15 protein-coding genes and 1 pseudogene are annotated in these 16,585 nt (G+C 59.4%); 12 read left to right on the top strand and 4 right to left on the bottom strand.

Going from position 1 to position 16,585, the window contains the following annotated elements:
- Positions 1–148: 148 nt before the first annotated feature.
- Positions 149–1,042: an alpha/beta hydrolase gene (locus O9H32_RS25185; RefSeq protein ID WP_269868881.1), complete on the bottom strand. Its 894-nt coding sequence runs from the start codon at positions 1,040–1,042 to the stop codon at positions 149–151.
- A gap of 131 nt (positions 1,043–1,173) precedes the next feature.
- Here O9H32_RS25185 and O9H32_RS25180 point away from each other — a divergent pair, with 131 nt between their 5' ends.
- The 5 genes and pseudogenes from O9H32_RS25180 to O9H32_RS25165 all read left to right on the top strand — a co-directional run bounded on the left by O9H32_RS25180 (position 1,174) and on the right by O9H32_RS25165 (position 6,038).
- Complete coding sequence (locus tag O9H32_RS25180; protein WP_269868880.1) at positions 1,174–2,037, top strand: helix-turn-helix transcriptional regulator; 864 nt, start codon at positions 1,174–1,176, stop codon at positions 2,035–2,037.
- Positions 2,038–2,052: 15 nt separating this feature from the next.
- Positions 2,053–2,157, top strand: a complete 105-nt coding sequence (locus tag O9H32_RS25175) for a helix-turn-helix domain-containing protein (RefSeq protein WP_406627374.1) — start codon at positions 2,053–2,055, stop codon at positions 2,155–2,157.
- Positions 2,158–2,260: 103 nt separating this feature from the next.
- Positions 2,261–2,511: pseudogene (locus tag O9H32_RS33025) on the top strand (IS1380 family transposase); the annotation flags it as partial.
- Between the two features lie 239 nt (positions 2,512–2,750).
- The gene (locus O9H32_RS25170; RefSeq protein ID WP_269868879.1) at positions 2,751–5,579 is read left to right on the top strand and encodes a DNA topoisomerase 3; all 2,829 of its coding nucleotides are present in this window, start codon (positions 2,751–2,753) and stop codon (positions 5,577–5,579) included.
- A 51-nt stretch (positions 5,580–5,630) separates the two neighbouring features.
- A complete protein-coding gene (locus O9H32_RS25165; RefSeq protein WP_269868878.1) occupies positions 5,631–6,038 on the top strand; it encodes a DUF4395 domain-containing protein in 408 nt (135 codons plus the stop codon).
- A gap of 181 nt (positions 6,039–6,219) precedes the next feature.
- On the opposite strand, the gene O9H32_RS25160 is transcribed toward O9H32_RS25165, so the two are convergent.
- The 3 genes from O9H32_RS25160 to O9H32_RS25150 form a co-directional block, all read right to left on the bottom strand.
- Positions 6,220–7,005: a GT-D fold domain-containing protein gene (locus O9H32_RS25160; protein ID WP_269868877.1), complete on the bottom strand. Its 786-nt coding sequence runs from the start codon at positions 7,003–7,005 to the stop codon at positions 6,220–6,222.
- A 110-nt stretch (positions 7,006–7,115) separates the two neighbouring features.
- Positions 7,116–7,742, bottom strand: coding sequence for a PAQR family membrane homeostasis protein TrhA (trhA, locus tag O9H32_RS25155; RefSeq protein ID WP_269868876.1), 627 nt, complete (start codon positions 7,740–7,742; stop codon positions 7,116–7,118).
- A gap of 175 nt (positions 7,743–7,917) precedes the next feature.
- The gene (locus tag O9H32_RS25150) at positions 7,918–9,258 is read right to left on the bottom strand and encodes an N-acyl-D-glucosamine 2-epimerase (protein ID WP_269868875.1); all 1,341 of its coding nucleotides are present in this window, start codon (positions 9,256–9,258) and stop codon (positions 7,918–7,920) included.
- Between the two features lie 297 nt (positions 9,259–9,555).
- Between O9H32_RS25150 and O9H32_RS25145 the strand changes: the two genes are divergently transcribed.
- From O9H32_RS25145 to O9H32_RS25115, 7 genes are all read left to right on the top strand, one after another.
- Positions 9,556–10,638, top strand: coding sequence for a CobW family GTP-binding protein (locus O9H32_RS25145; RefSeq protein WP_269868874.1), 1,083 nt, complete (start codon positions 9,556–9,558; stop codon positions 10,636–10,638).
- Between the two features lie 62 nt (positions 10,639–10,700).
- The gene (locus tag O9H32_RS25140) at positions 10,701–11,180 is read left to right on the top strand and encodes a Fur family transcriptional regulator (RefSeq protein ID WP_269868873.1); all 480 of its coding nucleotides are present in this window, start codon (positions 10,701–10,703) and stop codon (positions 11,178–11,180) included.
- Positions 11,181–11,528: 348 nt separating this feature from the next.
- The gene (locus tag O9H32_RS25135; protein WP_269868872.1) at positions 11,529–12,620 is read left to right on the top strand and encodes a sulfate ABC transporter substrate-binding protein; all 1,092 of its coding nucleotides are present in this window, start codon (positions 11,529–11,531) and stop codon (positions 12,618–12,620) included.
- Between the two features lie 56 nt (positions 12,621–12,676).
- Positions 12,677–13,513: a sulfate ABC transporter permease subunit CysT gene (cysT, locus tag O9H32_RS25130; RefSeq protein ID WP_269868871.1), complete on the top strand. Its 837-nt coding sequence runs from the start codon at positions 12,677–12,679 to the stop codon at positions 13,511–13,513.
- Between the two features lie 18 nt (positions 13,514–13,531).
- A complete protein-coding gene (gene cysW, locus O9H32_RS25125) occupies positions 13,532–14,416 on the top strand; it encodes a sulfate ABC transporter permease subunit CysW (protein ID WP_269868870.1) in 885 nt (294 codons plus the stop codon).
- 4 nt (positions 14,417–14,420) lie between these two features.
- A complete protein-coding gene (locus tag O9H32_RS25120; protein ID WP_269868869.1) occupies positions 14,421–15,482 on the top strand; it encodes a sulfate/molybdate ABC transporter ATP-binding protein in 1,062 nt (353 codons plus the stop codon).
- A gap of 224 nt (positions 15,483–15,706) precedes the next feature.
- The gene (locus O9H32_RS25115) at positions 15,707–16,537 is read left to right on the top strand and encodes an alpha/beta hydrolase (protein WP_269868868.1); all 831 of its coding nucleotides are present in this window, start codon (positions 15,707–15,709) and stop codon (positions 16,535–16,537) included.
- Positions 16,538–16,585 lie beyond the last annotated feature (48 nt).

Raw genomic sequence — 16,585 nt, 5'->3', positions numbered from 1 at the left:
TTCAGAGGCCTCTTAACGCTTTTACATAAATCCAAAGAAGCACAGTTTTTAAAAAACATAAAAGCTGGGCTTAGTTTCGTGCTGCCATTTTCGGGTCTGTGCTAAGAGTAATTTTCGGGGTAGAAGAACTGTTCTATCGAGCAAATGTTCATCTGAGATGCTGTGTGATAAAGAGTGCAGCACGGTCTAGGGCCTGATCGGCTTCATCGAGAATACCAGCGAACGCCTGGAAAACGTGCGGGACGTCGGCGGTAACGTCAAGGATTACATCCACGCCCGCTGCCCGTGCGCGGTCAGCTAACTGGGTAGAGTCGTCGAGGAGTACCTCGTTGGTTCCGACTTGTAGCAGCAGTGGTGGGAATCCGGTAAGATCAGCAAACCTGGCGGGGCTCACGAGCTCATGATTCGGGTCTTGTCCGGCGAGGTACATCGCATCCGTGTATGTAAAGCTCTCACGGGTGAAGAACGGATCGAGCCCCATTTTGCTATCCATACTTGCACCGGAGTGTGTCTTATCCAAACCCGGTGAGAATGCTACTACCGCTGCCGGCATTGGCAGACCTGCGGCCCGTACCATTAGACAAGTCGACACAGCGATACCGCCACCGGCAGAATCGCCGGCAAATACGATAGACGCTGCCTCAACCCCGTCGTCCAGTAGCCTACGATAGGTCGCGAGAGCATCGTCAAGGGCCGCAGGGAATGGATGTTCCGGAGCTAGACGATAATCGAGTGAGACAGACTGAATGTTGGTTCTGCTGACTAGGTTTGCTGTTAGTGACATGGCAGTGTAGGGGGAACCCAAAATATACGATCCTCCATGAAAATAGAGAATTATTCCAGGATGGGCATCCTGTGCGGGGGCGACGACCACACAGGGGCGATTCCCCAGGGTCGTCTGTGTAATCTGCACGTCTGTAGGTACTTTCATAGTCGCCATCATAGCAGCGAAGTTCGTGCGCATTTGTTCGACGCTTTGAGGCTTGGTGGGTTGTGGACGCCGGATCATTGCATCCACCATCCTACGCTGTTCTTTACTCATATAATCGACTCCCTTTCAAATTGTTCCCCTCCCTGCGATCTGGCTTATTCATAGTGTATAATCTAATTGCGACAAGACTTGTCACTATTTATTTCTGGCGGTGAATGAATTTAATGGGAAAGTCGAGGCGCTTGATTGAATTGATGATGGCAGTAAATCGGAAACGGAAGTTCACGGTCAAAGAGCTTGCTGAAGAATTTGGTGTGTCTACCCGAACCATGCTGCGCTATTTGCAAGAGCTGAGTGGTCTGGGGGTACCTTTATACTCTCAAGTTGGTGCAGGAGGTGGATACCATGTTCTTAAGGAGCGGACCCTTCCACCTATTTCATTTACGGAGAATGAGGCATTCTCCTCGGACGATGTGAAAAGCCAGATCGATGAGATGCGACACCGAGTAGACTTTTTTACGCATACACGCCAAGAACGAGCGGCCCACCTTGAGATATTGCTCCAAGCGTCCATTAGAAGGTTGCCTGTGACAATCCAATATGGAATTGGGACGGATGAGACCAAACAAAGAACGATTCAACCCATTGGGATATATGCCCATGAGGGGTATTGGTTTTGCCCAGCTTACTGCGATTTACGAAAAGGCTTCCGATTGTTTCGGGTAGATCGGATATGGTCAGCCGCTTGGGCGGATGCCGAAGCCATATCGCCTTCAGTAGATGTTTCAGAGGTGAATTTAACGAACTGGGGACTTCATTTCTACGGCAAACAAGAATGTGTTGATGTCAAAGTGAAACTAACGGAAAGAGGGATTAAATTATTTCGGGATAAGAGTTGGATTTTTCCCTGGGGAGAGGTTCGTGTTGCCGATGATGGAACGGGTATATTAGAAGCGGGTATTTCCATTTCGGAGTTACCATTTTTCTCCGAATATTTTTATTCATTCGGTGCTGAGGCGGTCGTGCTTCAACCGGAAGAACTAAGAGAAGCTGTCAGAAGGAGGTTGGTCCATACTCTCGAAAAGTACAATGTCCCAAACTCCTAGTCTCTCGATTTCGATTTGTTTCAAGAAGAACTCGCGGAAATGGCAGGAATTAATGCGTCCTATATAGGTACTGTTGAACGGGGAGAGCGGAACATATCGTACCTGTGTCTGAAAATATAAAAAGGGCTCAAATCTTTGGTAGAATGGTATTTACGACGACAACATCACCCAAAGAACGGAGCACCTTTTAGGTGAAGTCTACCACAGTCATCCGTAAAATTAAAACGCTACCAGCTATGGAGGCGCTAAAATCTTCCTCGCTTTTCTCGAAAAAATCCAGTTTGCCGACGCCTTGCCCGGCCTCCTGGCGGCAAAGCACGCAACTCCCTTTTTCCCGTTCATCGGATCCTGCTCTATTTCATTGTTGGCTGGACGCTCGGTTGCGAACGGATCTTTCATTGTCGGCGCTTGCAACACGACGCGCTGCTCATTCAGGTTTATATCTCGCCAGAGCCCGATCCCGTAATCTTGTATTTCTTATAAACGCGCATCGTCTTTTAAAGGACGGCGAAGCCGTTTATTCTTCTATGCGGATACAGAGGCGGGGCGAGGCTCCAGGGAAGGACGGGGCTGCGGCTGCGTTCCGTATGTGCGGGGCGGGGCTCTTTTCTGTTCCATCCATTTCTTTTTGCGCCGGAAGTCTGTAAAATAGACAGGCGGTCTAACGCAACAGCGTGCCGCATGCTTACGATGGACGAAGGAGCGATACTTTGTTGAAGACACTCATCATTGCGGAAAAGCCCGACATGGGCAGGAATATCGCGGCCGCAATCGATCCCAAAGCCAAAAACCAACGGACTTATATTGAAGGCGAGCACTATATCATTACTTGGGCGATCGGCCATTTGATCGGACTGGCGGAGCCGGATGCGTACGATGACAAATACAAGAAGTGGAATCTCGGCGATCTGCCGATCATTCCGGAGCAGTTCAAGCTCGTGCCGAATGCAAAAACGAAGGACCAGCTCAAGGTCATTGCGGAGCTCGCCAAGCGGTGTTCCCACCTTGTCAATGCGTGCGATGCGGGGCGGGAGGGGCAGCATATTTTCTCGCTGATCCAGCGCCATCTGAAGCTGAAGCAGCCGGTGAAACGGCTGTGGATCTCGGACCTGACCGCCGAGACGATCCGCCGGGGCTTCGCCGAGCTGAAGGAAGGCTCGGACTTCGAGCCGCTGACAAGGGCCGCCAAAGCGCGCAGCGAAGCGGATTGGCTCATCGGCATGAACGGCTCGAGAGCGTTCACGACCAAGCATAAGGAGCTGCTGTCGGTCGGACGGGTGCAGACCCCCGTGCTGGCGCTGCTGTATGACCGGCAAAAGGAAATCGAGGCGTTCCAGTCGAACAAGTTCTACGAGGTGGAAGCCTGGTTCGAGCAGGGGGAGACGCTGTACCGCGGATTGTGGCAGGGAGAGCGGCTGACGGACGGCGACAAAGCCAAGGCGCTCGCCGAGAAGGTGAAGGGCAAGCGGGGCCGGATCGAGAGCTACGAGGTCAAGGATACGAAGGAGTATCCGTTCAAGCTCTACGATCTGACGCTCTTGCAACGGGAGGCGAACGCCAAGTTCGGCTTCTCCGCAAAGAAGACGCTCGACCTCGCCCAGACGCTGTATGAGAAGCATAAGGCGATCTCGTATCCGAGGACGAACTCCAACTATGTCACAGAGCAGAACATCCCGGAGATGCACCGGGCGCTTGATCAACTCTCGAAGACCGATTACCGGGGACTGGTCGAAGGTGCGGACAAGAAGTTCGTGCATAAGAATAACAGGGCCGTCTGCAACCCGTCCAAGGTCGAAGATCACCATGCGATTCTGCCGACCCACAAGACGCCGGGCGCGCTGCCGCCCGATGAGGCCAAGCTGTACGACCTGATCGTCCGGCGGTTCCTGTCCCAGTTCTATCCTGCTGCTGCTTACAAGGTGCATACCGTTCTGACGGTGGCGGAGCAGGAGCGCTTCAAGAGCACGATCAAGCAGCTGCTGGACCTCGGCTGGAAGGTGATCTACGCCGACCAGAAGAAGGACAAGCCTGCAGGCAAAACCCGCGGGAAGACGGACGGGAAGGACGAAGACGAGGAAGCTTCGGCTGAGGAGGAAATCCAGACCCCGTTCACGCTCGATGCCACCAAGGACGTGCACTGCAAGAAAAGCGCGGCGAAAGAGAAGGAGACCCAGCCGCCGAAGCCTTATACGGAAGGCACGCTCCTCAAAGCGATGGAGAGCGCGGGCAAGCAGATCGAGGACGAAGAGCTGCGCGATGCGATGAAAGACTCGGGTCTCGGTACGCCGGCGACGCGCGCTTCGGTTATCGAGAGGCTGAAGAACGTCGGCTATGTCGTCATGCAGGGCAAACGGATCGCGATCACGCCCAAGGGACGCATGGCCGTGGAGCTCATCCGCGGAGCGGGCGTGGAGCTCCTGACTTCGCCGGAGATGACCGGCCACTGGGAGCGGCGCTTGAATGAAATTGCCCGCGGCTCCGCGTCGGACGAGCTCTTCATGGCGAACGTCAAGAAGTTCGCTTCGATGATCGTCGATAAGGTGCGGGTGCAGCGCCCGGCCGAGAGGACGGCGTTCGAAGGCGAAGCCGCCGGATCGGGCGGAACCGGCCGCGGACGCACCGCGGGCACGAAGCGCAGCGCGGGAGCGCGGGGCGCAGCAGCCAGCGCGGGCGAGCCGGCAGCAGCAGCGGGCGCGAAGCGCGGCGCGGGAACGCGGGGCGCAGCAGCCAGCGCGGGCGAGCCGGCGACGGCAGCGGGCACGAAGCGCAGCGCGGGAGCGCGGGGCGCAGCGGGCAGCGCGGGCGAGCCGGCAGCAGCAGCGGGCGCGAAGCGCAGCGCGGGAACGCGGGGCGCAGCGGGCGAGCAGGCAGCGGTAGCAGGCGCGAAGCGCGGCGCGGGAACGCGGGGCGCAGCAGCCAGCGCGGGCGAGCCGGCGACGGCAGCGGGCACGAAGCGCAGCGCGGGAGCGCGTGGCGCAGCAGGCAGCGCGGGCGAGCCGGCAGCAGCAGCGGGCGCGAAGCGCAGCGCGGGAGCGCGGGGCGCAGCGGGCAGCGCGGGCGAGCCGGCGGCAGCAGCGGGCACGAAGCGCAGCGCGGGAACGCGGGGCGCAGCAGCCAGCGCGGGCGAGCCGGCAGCAGCAGCGGGCGCGAAGCGCAGCGCGGGAGCGCGGGGCGCAGCGGGCAGCGCGGGCGAGCCTGCGGCGGCAGCAGCGGAGACCATGACGCAGGCGCGGGTAGCCGCGTCAGCTGCTGCGGCTCCGCCGGTAGCATCGCTGGGAGCCTGCCCGCGCGAGGGCTGCGGGGGCCGGATCATCCGCGGTAAGCGGGGGTACGGCTGCAGCCATTACAAGACGGGCTGCGGCTTCGTCATCTGGAAGGACAGTTACGGGGCGTCGCTGACGGATACGGCCGCCATGTACCTCTTGAAGCATGGACGGACGGCCGCGATGCGGGTGGTGAATGAGCAGGGGCAGCCTGTGGAAGCCAGGCTGGTACTGCTGGACCGTTCGACGGGAAGGCTGGGCATCGAGCCTACTTCCTAGATGCTCCGGACGGTGGAACCGATTATCCATATAGAGGCGGTTGAAGCACTTATGAAAGAAATTCCTATACCTTATGTACGTGCGAATCAAGCGGGCATCGTGCTGTTGGTCCTCGCGGCCCTGGTTCTGAAGCTCCCGGTACTGATCGCCGCCCTCTGGGCCATCCAAGTGCTGGGGCTCTGGCAGGGCATCCGGGCGAATGTCATCGTGCAGCTGGCTGCTCCCCTGCTCCGCGGCCGGGTGGCAGGCGCACCGACGGAAGCGGCCGAGCTGCAGCGGTTTAACAACTCCATCGCGGTAGGTATGCTCACCCTCTCCCTGCTTGCGTTTTGGCTCAGCCCGGGAGGCTGGGTTGGTTATCTGTTCGCCGGCATGGTCGCGTTGGCTGCGCTGGCGGCCATTTGCGGCTTTTGCGTCGGATGTTTTCTCTATTACCAGTTCAAGCGGCTTCGGCGCTGAATGCCAAGAGCCCCTTCCTGCCCACGATCGTCTGTGGGGAGGAAGGGGCTTTTGGGCCTTCACTTGCACTCTGGCAGCGCAGACAAATCCAGCTGCCAACTCCGCTGGCCGCTCCGCCGTCAGCGAACCGCGGAGCTGCAGTCTGCGATGCCTAAGCTCCGCTGCCGGGTCCGGCTGCCGTTCAGCCCCGCTTGCGGCGGGCGTGGATCTTGCGGCGCGCACGGATCTTGCGCATCCAGCGGAACTTGAAGACACGCCGGCTGTCCTTGTGCTTGCCCCAGCTGCGGGGCTGCGAGAAGGCGTCCATCATATGCCCGATTTCGATCGCGGTGCGGCCGAGACGGCGGGCGATGCGGGGGCAGAGGATGCGGCCGGGCACGCTGGCGCCGACCAGCACAAGCTGGTAGCTGCCTCGGTGGCGGGCCAGCGTACGGTAGGCGGCGCCGAGTCCGGCGTAGCTGTCGAGCGGCACGGTCAGCGCCACGTTGATGCCCTGGCGCCGAAGTTCTTTGGCTGCTGCCGGGGCGGCGCGTCCGACCAGGGCAACCTTATAGCTGCGGAGCAGGCGGTGAAGGAGTCCCCGCTCGTACATCTGGTCGTTGATGAAGGAATCCGCCATGACCCGCGGACGCCATCCCGAGCGTTTCATGAACAGGGAGATATACTGCATAGAGCTCTCGTAATGGGAGAGCCCGACGATGTCCGAGGACCGGACGGCGTTCATCAGCTCCTGCCGCACCTTCTTGGAGGGAGGCAGAGGGATGCCGAGGAAATCGGACACGTAATTCAGCGACTTTACGTTGCGTCCCGAGAGCAGCTTGGCCATGACGTCGCCAAGACGGATGACCGAGATCGCTTTGCCGCTTGTGATGGAACGCCTCACGGCCCGGTACACCTGCGCAGGGCCCGCCGTTTTGCGCCGGTAATGCTTCTCAATGACTCTAACCCGCTGTGTGCTGTTCAGCATACAATCACAAACACCCCTTCGAATGACTGTCCATAGATATACTATGAACAAGATTCGAAGAGGTGCAGGATGAGGTCGGCCCGGATTCCAAAATGGACGAAGGCCCCAGGCTAGACGTAGAGGTAGACCGAGATGAAGTGGCAGGCGGAGCCGGCGAGCACGAAGAGGTGCCAGATCATATGATGGTAGGGCAGCCGGCGCCACAGATAGAACACCGTGCCGAGGGTATACAGGACGCCGCCGATGACAAGCCACATGACGCCGGGGGCGGATAACTGCTGCTGAAGCGGTTCGAAGGCAAAAATGATCAGCCAGCCCATTCCGATATAGAAGAGGGTGGAGAGCAGATTGAACTTTTTGACGAAGAAGAGTTTGAAAATAATGCCAAGCAAGGCAAGTCCCCACACAGTGCCAAGCAGGCTCCAGCCGAGCGGGCCGCGGATGGTGACGAGCAGGTAGGGCGTGTAAGTGCCGGCGATGAGCACATAGATGGCGGCATGGTCGAAGATCTCGAAGATGCTGACCCACGGCTCCCTTCTTGCGCTATGCAGCAGTGTGGATGCCGTGTAGAGCACAATCAGCGACAAGCCGAAGACCGTGAAACTGACGATATGCCATAGACTTCCGGTGCGCACGGACTGCAGGACCAGCAGGACCAGCGCAGCGATACTGAGCAGGACGCCGATGCCGTGCGAGATGGCGTTCGCGCGCTCCTGACGCAGAAGAGATTGCTCCATGAGATTCAACTCCTATCGGTAAAGTAGGATGAGAAAAGTCCCGCCGCAGGGGACTGCTCCGGGACGGGACATCAGCCGGATGGTTCCGCTGCTTCTATTGTTCTGCTTCTATTGTTCGCTTTCTATTGTAACCCGGATCCAGCAAAATGACCAATGTTCAAGCTGTGAACGCAGGTCAGAGCAAGGCGGGGACGCCGACCCGGCTGCCGGCCTGCACCTCAAGCGGTGGATGGCCGGGGAGGAGCCACCGCTCGGGTGCATCTCGGATGCCGCTCACTTCGAGTTCGAAGGGGCCGGCGGGCCAGCCGTCCGACCGGAGCAGGACCCGGCTGCCGTCCGGTTCGGCCGTGACGGCAGCCGTCTCCACAGGCTGCCCCTGCACAAGACAGTCGTAGCAAGAGGGGGATGCCGCGCTCGCTTCATCGATCCGCTTGTTGAAGTCCACGACGACCGTGCGGCGGTCCGCCCGCCGGGCCCGCAGGGGCGCGGGACGTTCGGTGTACATCGGCAGGCCTATCGAATATTCGTAGGCCGTCCACATCCGGTACCCTTCCTGGGCGGCTGCAGAGGCGAAGGATTCGAGCCAGGCCCGGCTCCGCCGCATCGGCCGTAGCGAGCCGATATCCGTCTGCACGCCAAGCGGCACACCCGGATGGGAGGCGCGGATCTGCCGGACGAAGGGCCGGTAGCGGCGCACATAATCCGCCGGCAGCCGCCCCCGCATCCAGTCCGGCCAGTGGGTCTGCAGGATGTGCAGATCGGGCTGGATCAGACGGATCATCTCGGCTGCATCGGTGCCCTGCACTTCACGCAGTGTACCGACCGGGTCGCGGCCGGCATCCACAGCCAGCGACCAGGTAGCGATCCGGATGTCCGGACGGACGCTGCGGGCTCCGCCGGCTCCGTTGATGATCTCGTTCAGGAAGCGGTTCACCGCCTGAACCCGGAATTCGATCCACATGAGGTGGCGGGCTCTGTCTTTCTGATAATAGCGGGGGGATGTGCGATGGACAAAATCGGGCATCTCGCTCCCGCAGAACTGCTTGAAGGCTGCGGCGGCCAGGGGGCCGACATCGCCGTAGACGCCGGAGGTGAGGCCGTTCCACTCGGGCAAGTAGGGCTCGGCCACTTCGAGCCCCGAGAAGGGATGCTCCCGGAGGAGACGGGCAATGCTGTGTTTTTTCCAGAGCGTATAAGACATACTGTGGGGGGAGAGGCGGGTATAGCCGTCATCGGTCCTCTTCAGCAGCGTCATCTGCCACCGGGGCCATTCGGGAGGAAGGTGCCCCGTGTTATAAGCTCCGTTGCCCAGCACCATAGCCCATACCGACAGGCCCTGCCGGCGGAGTGCGCGGACGAGTTCGCCGTTGACCCGGGTCTCGTCGGTCACAAAGTAACGGATATTCCGGTAACCGGCGAGGAGAAGCTCGGAGGCGACGCTCTCGGGCGAACGGTCCGTATAGTAAGCGAAAGCAGGGTCGATCTGAATCGAGCGTTCAATAGAATAGAACTGCATGCGAAGGGGCTCCTTTCCGGGATGCATGGCCGGAAGAGGGGGCACTGCCCGCTTCCGTCTCTTGCTCTATTGTACCGGAGCCGGAGGAAGCATAGAACCGGCGGAGCGCACGTACGCCTGTCCGCTCCGCCGGACGGACTCTCCTGATTGACGCTCCGAATGGACGCTCCGAATGGACGCTCCGAATTGACTCCTCCTGCGAACGGAAGGTAAAATAGGGTTTTAGAACAAAGAGGAATGCAGAACAAATAAGAGTGTAGAACATGTTCTGCGGGAGCAAGCTTCCTGCGGGTAAGCATGGTAGAGAACGGAGCGGAGAAGATGACAAGCAGAGCGGTACCTGTACATATATTAAGCGGCTTCCTCGGGAGCGGGAAGACGACCCTGCTGACCCGGGCTATCGAGTATTATCAGCTGTCCGGCCTCAAACCGGCCGTCCTGATGAATGAGCTGGGCGATGTGAATCTCGACGGCCTCCTCGTGGATGAGGAGGTGCCGATGACCGAGATGCTCGGCGGCTGCATCTGCTGTACGATTCGGGGCGATCTCGGCATGGAGCTGAAGCAGCTCATCGATGAGCATGAGCCTGACGTTGTCTTCGTCGAATGCACGGGGGCGGCGAATCCGGTCGAGATGCTCGACGGAATCACGGATGCCTCCATGCTCACCCGCGTGGAGCTGAAGTCACTCGTGACAGTCGTGGATGCGGGACAGCTGCTGGAGCGCTCCCGCACGCCCAAGTCGAGGACGTACAAGCTCATGCAGGATCAGATCCGCTGCGCGACCCGGATCATCCTCAACAAAGCCGATCTCGTAACGCCTCAAGAGCTGCTCGACGCCGAGAGTCTTCTGCGTGAGCTGAGCGGCGTGGCTCCGATCACGGCGGCCGTGAAGTGCGAGACCGACCTGTCCCTCTTCAGAGCCGATCAGGGCAGTGTGAAGGAGCGTCACGGGGCGGCATCGGCGGATAGAGGCGGCGACTCAGGCGCGGAGCAGGGCTGCAGCCATTCGCACGATCCTAGCCACCGGCACGATGAGCACTGCGGGCACGCTCACGGACCGGACGGGGGAGGGGGGCATGCGCACCACAGCCACGATCATGTGATGGTGCATACCCACTACTTCCGTTCACCGGTGGACAGCGAGGCGTTCGAGGCGTTGATCGGGAGGCTGCCACAGGAGATTTTTCGGGCGAAGGGGATTCTCCGGTTCTCGGACACGGTCTCCCCGTTCCTCTTCCAGTACGCCTACCGGGAGATGGATCTCATGAAGATCGCGCCGAAGGAAGAGCTGCCGAGCGTGGCGGTCTTCATCGGGGAGCACTTCGACAAGCGGGTGCTGGAGGCTGAGCTGAACGCTCTGGAAGCGGGGCAATCTTGACGGGCGCACGGCTCCTGGGGCATTATTAGAAGAGGAAAAGTCTTCATAGGGAAGAGGTCATTATGTCCAAACACGAGCATGCGCACGAGGTTCAAAGCACGATCGACGAAATCGTCGGGGCGATGTCGAGCAAAGGATGGCGGATAACCGACCAGCGCAAGAGCCTGGCGGCCTTGTTCGCGGGATCCGAAGGCTACCAGTCTCCCAAGGACGTTTATGAACATATGAGGCAGAAGTACCCCGGCGTCAGCTTCGATACCGTCTACCGGAATCTGCGGCTCCTGAGCGAGATGGGGGTGCTCGAGCAGATCTACTTGAACGACGGGCTGAAGTTCCGTGCCCGGTGCCAGACCCATCACCACCACCACCTCATCTGTCTGCGGTGCGAGAAGACGATCCCATTCGAGTTCTGTCCGATGAAGCAGGTGCCTGGTCTTCCGGACGATTTTCAGGTCGTCAACCACCGCTTCGAGGTGCTCGGCTACTGCGGGGAGTGTACGCAGTCCGGCGAGACGACGCAGAGGGAAGAAGCCGCCGAGTAGGTGTGGTTTGACAACGCGGTCCCAGGACGCGGCAGGGGCGCTTCTTGGCCCGCTGAAGATAAATAAGCAGCTTCCGGAGCCTTCATTCCAGCCTTTCCACAGGGAAAGCGCTGGGACGAAGGCTTTTTTTGCGCTTACCCAAGGGAAGGTATATTTTTCTAAAAAACCGATTGACAGGATAGGAGCCCCGATGCTAAGATACGCAATAACAAAGTAACTTTATCGGAATTATGAATATGAGTAACCGGTCAACCGGAGCGCATATCTTTTGGCATAGGCATATAACCGCCTATTCCCATCTGATAAACAATATATAAGAAATTATGATAAATGGGGAGCGTCACTCTAATGAAACGTACACAAACAAACCTGCTGGCACGATTCGGAAAATTATCGGTGCTGACCGTCTTAGCTTTATCCCTCACGGCGATCACCGCCTGCGGCAGCAAAGAAACCGGCACGGCGCCGGCAGCCGGGGAGACGGCCAAACCGGCAGCGGCTGCGAAGCCCGTCGAACTGCTCAACGTCTCCTACGATCCGACCCGCGAGCTCTATGTCTCCTTCAACAAAGCGTTCCAAACGTATTGGAAAACCAAAACGGGGCAGGACGTCACGTTCAAGCAGTCCCACGGCGGCTCCGGCAAGCAGGGGCGTTCGGTCATCGATGGTCTGGAAGCGGACGTCGTCACCCTCGCGCTCGCTTATGACATCGACGCGGTCCAGAAGGCCGGGCTGATCGAAGCCGGCTGGGAGAAGGAACTGAAGGATAACGCGTCGCCTTACACGTCGACCATCGTGTTCCTGGTGAAGAAGGGCAATCCGAAGGGCATCAAGGACTGGGACGATCTCACGAAGCCGGGCGTGCAGGTGATCACCCCGAACCCGAAGACGTCGGGCGGTGCTCGGTGGAACTACGTGGCGGCCTGGGGTTATGCGTACCAGAAGAACAACAAGGATGAGGCCAAAGCCAAGGAATTCGTCCAGGCGCTCTATAAGAACGTGCCGGTGCTCGATTCCGGTGCCCGCGATTCGACCACGACATTCGTCCAGCGCGGCATCGGCGATGTGCTCATCGCCTGGGAGAATGAAGCCTACCTCTCGATCAACGAATTCGGCAAGGACAAATACGAGATCGTAACCCCGTCCGTCTCGGTGCTCGCGGAGCCGCCGGTGGCGATCGTCGATAAAGTCGTCGACAAGAAGGGCACCCGCGAAGTGGCCAAAGCGTACCTCGAGTACCTCTACACCGAAGAGGGTCAGGAGATCGCGGCGAAGAACTACTACCGTCCGCGGCTGGAGTCGGTGGCGAAGAAATACGAGAACCAGTTCAGCAAGGTGAATCTCTTCACGATTAACGACGAGCCGTTCGGCGGCTGGACGAAGACGCAGACCACGCACTTCAATGACGGCGGCGTATTCGACCAAATTTATAAACCGTAAATGGGCGGAGCCACCAAGGTCTACTGAATATATGAAGGAACGGGAGAACGATATCCATGGCAAAAGCTTGGAAAGAGCGCAGTATTCTACCCGGGTTCGGGCTTTCGATGGGTTTTACTGTGATGTACCTCAGCCTGATCGTCCTCTTCCCGCTGTCGGCGATCTTCATCAAGACATCGGGCATGGGATGGGATAAGTTCTGGGCCACGATTATGGATCCGCGGGTCATCGCGGCGTACAAAATCAGCTTCGGCACCGCGTTCGGCGCGGCGCTCATCAACTCGGTATTCGGCTTTATCGTCGCTTGGGTGCTCGTACGCTACTCCTTCCCGGGCAAAAAGCTGGTCGATGCGCTCGTGGATTTGCCTTTTGCCCTGCCGACTGCGGTAGCTGGGATTGCCCTCACGACCATCTATTCGCAAAACGGATGGATCGGCTCCCTGCTGGAGCCGCATGGGATCAGGATCGCCTTCACGCCGCTCGGTATTATGCTGGCGCTGACGTTCATCGGCATACCGTTCGTGGTGAGGACGCTGCAGCCGGTCATGGAAGAGCTCGACAAGGAAACCGAGGAAGCCGCGGTTTCCCTGGGAGCGGGACGCTTCAGAACCTTTACGAAGATTATATTCCCGTCGTTGTTCCCCTCACTCCTGACCGGATTCACGCTGGCGTTCGCCCGGGCGGTCGGCGAGTACGGTTCGGTCGTCTTCATCTCCGGCAACATGCCGATGAAGACGGAGATCGCGCCGCTGCTTATCATGACGAAGCTGGAGCAGTACGATTATGCGGGGGCTACGGCCATCGCGCTGGTCATGCTGGTGATCTCCTTCGTTACCCTGCTGGTCATCAATCTGCTGCAGTGGCGGGCGAACCGCCATGTCACTTCGGCATAGCATGGAGGAGGAGAGAACATGGCTGGTTATGTAGCCACCGCCGTCCGTTCGGGGACGGCCGCCGCGCAGCGTCCCCGTCATATCACGGAGTCCGCTGCGGTCCGGTGGATCCTGATTGCGATTGCTCTGCTGTTCCTGGGCTTCCTGCTCATCCTGCCGCTCGCGAGCATCTTCGTCGAAGCGTTCCGCAAGGGATGGGAGGTATACCAAGCGGCGCTCGTCGAAGCGGATGCGGCCGCAGCGATCCGCCTGACGCTCACGGTAGCGGCGATCGCGGTTCCCGTCAACCTGGTCTTCGGGGTGGCGGCGGCCTGGGCGATTACGAAATTCCGTTTTAAGGGCAAGAATCTGCTAGTTACGCTGATCGATCTGCCGTTCGCGGTATCGCCGGTCATCTCGGGTCTCATCTTCGTCCTCTTGTTCGGAGCGAAAGGATGGTTCGGCCCTTGGCTGCAGGAGAACGATATCAAGATCATTTTTGCGCTGCCGGGGATCGTCCTGGCTACCGTCTTCGTCACCTTCCCCTTCGTCGCCCGGGAGCTGCTGCCGGTGATGCAGGCACAGGGAACGCTCGAAGAGGAAGCTGCGGTCACGCTCGGGGCCAAGGGATGGCGCATCTTCTGGAAGGTGACGCTGCCCAATATCAAGTGGGGGCTGCTCTACGGGGTCATCCTCTGCAACGCCAGGGCCATGGGCGAATTCGGTGCCGTCTCGGTCGTCTCCGGCCACATCCGGGGTTCCACGAACACGATGCCGCTGCACATCCAGATCCTGTACAACGAATATAACTTTGCGGGCTCGTTCGCGATGGCTTCACTGCTCGTCCTGCTTGCTGTCGTCACGCTGGTAGTCAAGAGCATCATCGAATGGAAACATGGGCAGCAGCGCCCGGAAGGGGAGTAAGAAGATGCATATTGCGGCCAAACACTTAACGAAGAGCTTTGGCAGTTTCCGGGCGACGGACCAAGTCAGCTTCGAGATCGAGAAAGGAAAGCTTATCGGCCTGCTCGGTCCAAGCGGCGGCGGCAAAACCACGATCCTGCGGATGCTTGCCGGGCTGGAAGAGCCGGACAGCGGCGATATTCACTTCCACGGGCAGCGGGTCAACGACCTGGCGCCGCAGGCCCGGGGCATCGGGTTCGTCTTCCAGAACTATGCGCTGTTCCGCCATATGACTGTGTTCGACAACATCGCCTTCGGCCTGACGGTGCAGAAGAAGAGCAAGGCGCAGATCAAGGCCCGTGTCGAGGAGCTCATCGAGCTCACCGGCCTGAAGGGCCTCGGCTCCCGGCTGCCGCACCAGCTCTCCGGCGGACAGCGCCAGCGGGTGGCATTCGCCCGGGCCATAGCCCCGGAGCCGCAGCTGCTGCTGCTCGACGAGCCCTTCGCCGCCATCGACGCCAAGGTCCGCAAGGAGCTGCGGACGTGGCTCAAGGAGATGATCGACCGGGTCGGGATCACGACGATCTTCGTCACCCACGACCAGGAGGAAGCGGTCGAGGTGGCAGACCAGATCATGATCATCAACCAGGGAAGGCTCGAGCAGCAGGGAACGCCGATCGAGATTTACAAGAAGCCGCGAACCCCGTTCGTCGCCGGATTTATCGGCGAATCGAACCAGCTCGCCGACATTTCGAATCTGAAGGGGTTCGAGCCGGATCTCCTGCCGAATGCCCGGGCCATCATCCGTCCGGAATTTATCGAGATCGGCCGTCAAGGTGAGGTATCTTACCCGTCGGCTGCCGAACACGGCACGGTGAAGCAGGTGTACTTCCGGGGGATCAACTGGCAGGTGGAAGTGGAGGTGGAAGGCGACAGGCTGTTCGCTTACCGCTCGCCGGAGCTTCCGGAGCTGTCGCCGGGCGAGAGGGTGCAGGTGCTGATCCATCGTGTCTATCTGTTCAACGAGCAGGAGCAGCTGACCCAGGAGAACGGACTGAAGGGCGATCCGATGCCCGTACACATCTAGCCGGCTGGGGCGGCGCGGGCACGAACTGAAGGATCGGGCGGACGGAGCCTCTGCTTGGGATACGGTCGTTCGGCCCGGCAAGCCTCGGCTCCCGTCCAAGCTGCACATCCAATCTGCAATATCAAGCCATTTTTGTGGAATCCTACATCCAGGAATACGCTTAACGGCCGGGACAGCACGTGCTCTCTCCAGGCTCATCCGCTCATCGAAAGGGGCAACGGCAAATGGAACACCATATCACGATACGCAGCACGGAAGGGCTCGAGCTCGCTGCAACGCTGCACTACCCCGAGGGGGAAGGAGCCGCCGGGAGGACGTGCGGCAAGTACCCGGTCATTGTCATTGCCCACGGTTTCGTCGGCAGCCGCATCGGCGTAGACCGGCTGTTCGTCCTGGCGGCACGGGAATTCGCACGCACCGGGTATATGGTTCTCCGCTTTGATTACGGCGGCTGCGGGGAGAGCACCGGAGAGTACGGTGCCGGCGGCCTCGATTCGATGATCGACCAGACGCGCAGCGTTATCGATTATGTGCTCGATATCGACTGCGTCGATCCGCAGAGGGTGATTCTGCTGGGGCACAGCCTCGGCGGAGCCGTATCGATCCTCACCGCCGCCCGGGATAAGCGGGTCAAGACCTTGGTTCTTTGGTCCGCCGTAGGCTACCCGTTCAATGATATCGTGGGCATTACCGGCAAAGCCGCTTACGAAGAAGCAGTGCAGCGGGGCTCGGTCGATTATCTCGGCTATTCGCTGCTCCCGGTATTCTTCGAATCGCTGCAGAAGCACCAGCCGTTCGAGCAGCTGCGCAAGTTCTTGGGCGACGTTCTGCTCGTTCACGGAACGGCCGATGAGGTGATCCCGGTGGATTACTGCTTCCTGTTCCAGAAGCTGTTCTGGCTGCGGAGCCAGGGCCAATGCGACAAGGAAGTGATATTCCAGGCGGATCATACCTTCACAGGAGCATCCGCGAAGAAGCAGCTGCTGAGTAAGACCCGGGATTGGCTCCTCTATATTGACAAGCGCAAGCAGGAGTGGAACGACTGGACCATTTGAGAGATACACCAAGAAGAACGCTTACGGAGCGAATGCAGTGAAGTAGGC

Origin of the sequence: Paenibacillus caseinilyticus (assembly GCF_027533645.1) — a bacterium.
Lineage (GTDB): Bacteria > Bacillota > Bacilli > Paenibacillales > NBRC-103111 > Paenibacillus_G > Paenibacillus_G caseinilyticus.
The sequence above is the reverse complement of the archived record's forward strand: the minus strand, read 5'-3'. Positions and strand labels throughout refer to the sequence as shown.